The sequence below is a fragment of the Myxacorys sp. genome, assembly GCF_059501405.1.
This window is the reverse complement of record NZ_JCACCM010000004.1, coordinates 1-4,768: the sequence shown is the minus strand read 5'-3', so window position 1 is coordinate 4,768 and position 4,768 is coordinate 1. Positions and strand designations below refer to the sequence as shown.

General features: G+C 51.5%; 6 protein-coding genes. All 6 read right to left on the bottom strand.

Annotated features, from left to right (window positions below; genetic code table 11):
* Positions 1-50: 50 nt before the first annotated feature.
* The gene (locus tag AC5I6P_RS00450; protein WP_495691787.1) at positions 51-422 is read right to left on the bottom strand and encodes a hypothetical protein; all 372 of its coding nucleotides are present in this window, start codon (positions 420-422) and stop codon (positions 51-53) included.
* Entirely contained in the window at positions 419-883 is a 465-nt protein-coding gene (locus tag AC5I6P_RS00445; RefSeq protein WP_495691786.1) for a hypothetical protein, read from the bottom strand. The genes AC5I6P_RS00450 and AC5I6P_RS00445 overlap by 4 nt, the downstream gene beginning before the upstream one ends.
* Positions 870-1,250, bottom strand: coding sequence for a hypothetical protein (locus AC5I6P_RS00440; RefSeq protein WP_495691785.1), 381 nt, complete (start codon positions 1,248-1,250; stop codon positions 870-872). The genes AC5I6P_RS00445 and AC5I6P_RS00440 overlap by 14 nt, the downstream gene beginning before the upstream one ends.
* A complete protein-coding gene (locus AC5I6P_RS00435) occupies positions 1,247-1,765 on the bottom strand; it encodes a hypothetical protein (protein WP_495691784.1) in 519 nt (172 codons plus the stop codon). Before AC5I6P_RS00435 ends, AC5I6P_RS00440 begins: the two co-directional genes overlap by 4 nt.
* 2 nt (positions 1,766-1,767) lie before the next feature.
* The gene (locus AC5I6P_RS00430) at positions 1,768-2,787 is read right to left on the bottom strand and encodes a hypothetical protein (protein ID WP_495691783.1); all 1,020 of its coding nucleotides are present in this window, start codon (positions 2,785-2,787) and stop codon (positions 1,768-1,770) included.
* 197 nt (positions 2,788-2,984) lie between these two features.
* Positions 2,985-4,768: plasmid replication protein, CyRepA1 family (locus AC5I6P_RS00425; protein WP_495691782.1), on the bottom strand; the 1,784-nt coding region annotated here is incomplete at its 5' end.

Here is a 4,768-nt window from a genome sequence, read left to right as displayed (position 1 = left end):
GTCTAAAGGTGAAAGGGTTGACAAGGTTTCTAATAGGTTTAATTGCTGTGTCATGCCAAAGCCTCCAGTTCTGAAATTACGGATTTATAAAGATCGGCGTTCGGGCAATTCTTCAACTTTTCAAGCGTTTGATCGCGATGCCCGATCACAGCCTCTTGCCACAATTGCGCCCCACGACTCACAACTTGAGGCGGTACAAGTTCAAGCTGCGATCGCTCCATACCCCAAACTTGCCCCTCAATTTCGACTTGGGCGATCGTTGGTAACAGCATTGATGAGACAGTTCCAATCTGCCCGATCAGTGATTCGGGCAAAATCCCAACACTCACCACTCGAACAGAGTCCCCAATTTTGAGCGACGGAGCCGTCGGAACGGTTTGTTCTGGTGGCACAACGTAATCGAGCAATCCAAGCTGCATCATGAGGACACCTCCTTGATCAGAAGAGCTAAACCCCTAGTGCTTTTATGCCTAGTAAGCGTCCATCCGGCTTTCTGAAAGCAGTAACCGGGGTTTGTGGATCTGATTAGTCCAGGGTGTATATAGGTGAACTTGCGACAAAAGCCAAACACGCGATCGCACTCACGCTCTGCAAGCAGAATGATGTCGCTCGATAGCAGTTCAGATTCATTTCGGAAAATGGTGCATTCCGCCCCAAACTGCCCATCGTGGCGAAACTTCTGCATATTCCACGCAAAGAGCCAGCGTCCGCTTGGCTCAACGAGAATTAATCGCCTCCCTGGAGGCATAAATCGATCCTGGGTGGTGTTTCCTCTCCAAATCCGGGAGTAGTGTCGATTCGCGATCGCCGCAGCCAGGTTGTTACCGTCACGAACTCGAATAAACTCTGCAAATGGCAGATAGAGTTGACTACCAGTTGTCATGGTCCACCTCTACGATTTCACCACTGAACGCTTGAGCCAAGGATTGCGCCGCTGCTAGCCCATTCTCTTGAGCCAAGGACACCCCAAACCGCCGCTTACCGTCGGACACAGCGAAGCCGATCGGGATGCGCTCAACCTTCAACTGATGCCCGTTTGGAGTGATGTACTTGGCTCGATCGGGCACAAGTTCAGGTGTTGCGGCTTGGCATTCGGAGAGCGGGAACGTAACGCCGCCGCCATTTACCCACGGGTTGAGGAAATAGCTGTCCTTGTTTCTGGCTTTCTTCACGCCTTGAATGGTGAAGAGTGTGCCGGATTGATGGAGTGCAACGGCGTTGGGTTTAACCCACGATGGAAGGGTACTCATTGCCAGTCCTCCGGTAGCTCGCCTTGAGTTTTGCCTTCCCAGAACTCATCTAGAGTTGGAGCAATTTCGCATTCTTCGCTTTCGATGAGGTCAAAAAATGCATAGACCTTGGGGCGCACTGTGTGGGAGATGGCAACCACTAAAAGCTTTTTAACGCCATCCTCTACCTCGGAAAAATCTGGAAATTCAGCAATTAGATTGGCGGCTGCTTGCTCAATCCATCGGCTTGTCTCAGCGTTCCACAACACCTCGATCATGCCGTCCGTCCACTTCTGCTCTCGCTGTAGTTCTCTCAGTCGTAACGGCAGAATTTTGCCGCTTGCGTCGATCGTGACCGAGAACTTAAAAGCAGATTTGCCAATCTCATCGGGAACGATGCTGGCGTAAATCCGGTTCCATTCATCACTGCTGACTGGCGATCGTCGCAGCAAGAAATCCAAAATCTCGGAACGGGTTAACTTTTTTGGCTTGCCGAAATTCGGGTCAAGCTTCTTCCGTCGGTTCGCTTCTCCCATCGCTATGCAGCCTCCCTATTATTAATAATGAATTCTGAGACTACGGCGGAGTCATTCCGACTTAGTGTGTCTCGTTCAAACCATCGCCTAAACACTTCCTCACGCCCGTCGCTTGGGGACTCGAAGCGATAGATCCAATCCCATCCGCCGCGAGGTCCACGCTTCTCTTTGGTGTTGACCAGCTTCATCCCCAATTTCTTGAGAAACTTGTTTGCGATCGCAATCGGGCTATCTTTCTCGCAGATGTTAATGCCGAGGATCTGTCTCAACTTTTGGGAGAATTGCCTTGCCTCGTCAGCCAACCACTGAAGCAATGGATCAGAGTTTTTGAACTCTTGCTCTGGCTGCGTCAGTTCCCGAATTTTGAAGCGCTCTAGAATTTGCACCTTCAAGCCAATTTGAGAGGCGATGAACACCGGATACCAAAGCTGCTGATTGCGACTGAGCAGATTGAGCAGCTTGACATCGCGATCGTCCACAAACTCGCGCCCCACACCAGAGAAGTAGTCGGTCTGCAATTGAGAGTGCCAGCCTTTGTCATCTTTCTGAATCAGATCAACTGTGACCTCGACCCCGCCATATTTCTTGTGGCGAATCCACTTGCGATATTTCAGCCGTTCCTCGCGGGTTTTGTTGCGCTTCAGTTTGAGCAGTTCACCCTCGGTATCATCAATCGAGTCGGCATCCGCCTCGTCTTGGCATTCCAGCCCATAGCGGACGGTGCGAATTCCTCTCAGTAGGTCGTGACAGAAGCGAATAAACTCAAGCCCAATCCTGTCTGGTGAAACGTCCACATCTTCTGGCAACCAATTCTCTAGTAGATAGGGGAGTTCTTCGCACGGCTCCAGTTCGGCAGATTCAATTTGGTATCCTTCCTCTCGCAAGCCATCCACCAGCGACAATCGGTAGGACGCCATTTCGGTGTTGATGCGACACGCCATTTCTGCCCAAGTGTTGAGCGCGGCTTCGTGGGTGACATACTCTTCGTCGTTCTCCCACCATCGCTTCAGTCGGTTAAGCATGGCGGTTGCGACTTCGGTTTGACCGTTAGAGAGCGCAAACTTCGTCGTTCCGCCGCCTGCAATCTTGCCACAAGTGCTGTGCCCTACTGCCCAGACATGGCGCGGAATGTTGGCGCGAATTCGGGCTAAGGCTTGCCGTGCTGAATTGGTCGGAGAAACCCCCCAAAAGCAGCCCCAGACCGAATCGAAATGGTTCGCTAGATCGATACTCCGGTTTCAATTGATGGCGTGGCAATCACCACGTCGTACTGATCAAGGACTGAATTGAGCTTGTCAATCACCCCATACGCCGCGTGATCCGGTTCCGCGATCGTTTCGGAATCAATGAGGAGAATCTTGCAGTTAGGCATCAGTTGCAAGATGATTTGCTCAAAATTGGTGGCACTCCAAACCGACCGCACCTTTTGCCCTTGTGTCACCACAAAACACTTTTCTCCTTGGGCGATCGCTTGAATGAGTGCCGCGAGCCACACTTTAGGACTGGACTGGTTGTAGTGACGGCAGCGTCTAAAGTTGGACTGGTTGTAGTGATTCACCACAATCCACGGCTTAATCCAGAATCGGGATTCGGTTAGGTTGAGAACGAAATTAATCGACACGTCGGTGAGATCGGCATCTAGCAGTATGACTTTGCCGTTCTCACTGCGAAGCGTTTGCAACAGTAGCGTTTGCAGTTGCTCGATCACCGGAAGGCGATGTTTTCTGATCTCAGTGTTGGCGTTGAACAAGTGCCACAAGACTTGCTCTACCTCGTCAATGATGACGATCGCGTCTTGCCAGTCATCCGGGTCAAATCGGGCTTGCGATTCTGAGTGTAGTGAGTCGATGCAAAGTCCGTAGCCATGAGGAGCCGCTTCTTTGGTGACACCCGCCTCGGTAATGTAGGGCAGTCCAACCCGACGACAGATATCTTGCCCAAGCTGTACTCGGTGAGTGATCAGGAGAACTCGTTGCCCCCGCTCTTTAGCTCCCGCTACAATCTGCTCTAGGCTATGAGTCTTGCCGCTGCCCTTGGGTGATTTGATGCACAAGAGTTTCGGCTGACTGCCGAGGATGCAGAACGGTCCTAACTTGTCCTGATTCAGTTCTAAATCAGCTTCATAGGTTAAGCGAGTGTAGAGCCGTGTTTGCCACTGGTGAAGCGGTAGAGCATTCTGGAACTCACGATCGAAGGCTTCTCGTCCCCGCGACACCACAAAATCGTCTACCCCTTTTTCGGGTCCAGGCAATTCAATGACGTGGGCTTTGCAGCCTTGGAGAGCAAACAATTTCCCTAGCTTGGAAATCGCAATGTTGACATTGCGGCGAGTACTCTCTTTGGTGTCATGGTCAAAGCAAATGTAAATCGGGCGACCTTTGGCACACACAGCCGCGAGGTCGTCAATCAGTTTATTCGTGGTCTTCCGGTAGCCGTTAAACACGCCCGGAAGCGCGATCGCGGCATAGCCCAACGACATCAGCAGTCGCGCTTTTTTGGCTCCCTCAGTGATGACGATCGGAACGTCTGGGGTTGCGAGCACCTCTAGCCAGTAGCGCGGGCGAAACGGATGAGTCAGGGCATAGACTCGCGTTTCAGTCTTTGGTGGCCCCTCATATTTGATCGGCTTGCCATCTTTTTCGATTGGGGTGTTGGGCTTGAACTGTCCCCACAGCATTTGAAACGAAATAAATTCGTCGGCTCGCTCGTTGATCCGCCGCTCAACTAAATGCTTTTTGAGTTCAACTAAATCCTCACCGCTACACCACCAGCCGCCGTTTTCGACGTGCTGATAACGCTTAAGAACCCAGTTGACCACACGCCCATCATTGCGCCGCTCTAACTTGTCCGAGTAAAGCAAATAGTCGTAGGGCGCGTCTCCTGACAAGCTCTTGAGACATCCATCGATCCACTCTTGAGGAATGCCACTTTCACGCCATTCGTGAAGGTGTCTTGAATCAATTCGATCGTCGTCATATCGTGAATTCTGTTGTTGTTTTAGGG